At 34.2% G+C, this 1421-nt stretch carries 2 pseudogenes; one reads left to right on the plus strand and one right to left on the minus strand.

Annotated features, from left to right (window positions below):
• Nucleotides 1-856: pseudogene (locus tag AB3H93_RS14100) on the plus strand (hypothetical protein); the annotation flags it as partial.
• 47 nt (nucleotides 857-903) lie between these two features.
• On the opposite strand, the pseudogene AB3H93_RS14105 reads toward AB3H93_RS14100, so the two are convergent.
• Nucleotides 904-1175 (minus strand): annotated as a pseudogene (locus AB3H93_RS14105) (transposase); the annotation flags it as partial.
• Nucleotides 1176-1421: the final 246 nt, after the last annotated feature.

Genomic DNA, 1421 nt, shown 5'->3' on the forward strand with positions numbered 1-1421 from the left:
GCATTATCAACTGTCAAAGAATCAACCAACAGCTCCAGAAAAACTACATACAATAGCAAATGAAGTGGTGGATTTAGACCTTAATATAGACCAGAAGCAAGAGCTTATAAGTACGCTTCCTATGTCAAAAGCAGATAGAGACAAACTTCGGAATATATTCCAAAGTAATGCAATAAATGATAAGGCAGTATCCCTGCTGATCAAAATAATAAAAAGCGATTATCAACTTTCAAAGAGTCAATTTACAACTCCAAAGGTTTTACATGAAATAGCCATTACCATTGAGAATAGTGTACTTGATCAAAATTATATGAAAAAAGTTCCTGAAGCTCTTGGCATGCGAATAGAAGATGAAAAAACACTTCGAGATATGATCAGCGAAAGCCTGAAACAGCAACCCAAAAAATTACAAGAAAATAAGACAGACACTAAAATAAATGGGAAGACTATAGATCAAGTACAGACTGAAAACATGATATTGTTATGTGAGGCAATGGACACAGCATTGGGATTTAAAGCGAACAAAAAGGTAGACCCAGAAACGCTATCTATGATGGCCGAATTTATTGTTAACAGTAGCCTTGATAAACTCTCTCAACGCAATTTAGTTGAGGAGATTTTGATTACTAAAGAAGATAAAAAGGACCTTATCAAAATAATGAAAGAAAAAACAGCGTTGCTGAACAGGGCGCACGGAACTTCACAAGAACCAGCTAAAACAAACCTAAACTCAACAAATCAAGTTTCATTGAGTGGAAGACTAAATAATTCAGATTTAAAACCAAAAACTCTACTAAACCAAAATGTACAACAAAATGATCATTTACCTAAAAAGTCAGATGAATTTAGTCGATGAACAATAATTGCTGGCTCTTTGTCAAATGATGTTGGTAAAGAGAAATCTTAGAATAATTTGGACGAGATTGGGACAATAATACTTTTCAAAAAGAAAATCAGGCTGATTTTTCTTATTTTAGACACTTTTTCCTTCATATATTTCCCCAATTTTCTCAAATTAAGTGCCATGAGTGCCAAGCCAATATCAATCGTTGCTCCTTGTTTCCCACGTAAGTGAAAACGGCCAAGTGAGCCTTTAGATGCTCGAACACTGGTTCGACATCAATTTTTCGTTTCCGATAAATTGAACCGGTTTTCTCCTCTAAAAGCTTTTTCCTGCATTCTGCTTTGAAATAGCACCAATTATTATTTAAAGGCAACATCCGTTTCTGGAATATATTATTGTTCTACATCTAGTGGTAAAGTTGTTTGATTGATGGTATAATTTTTAAACATAAAAGCATGCTCCTTTTTGATTGGGGTGGGTTACTTTAATCTCACAAGGTTGCGTGCTTTTTGTGTACCTTAAAATCAAAAAAATGGGGCAATAATCAGATTTTTTTTCTGACTATTGTCCCAGTTCA

Source organism: Enterococcus sp. C74 (assembly GCF_040887125.1).
GTDB classification, from domain to species: domain Bacteria; phylum Bacillota; class Bacilli; order Lactobacillales; family Enterococcaceae; genus Enterococcus_B; species Enterococcus_B hirae.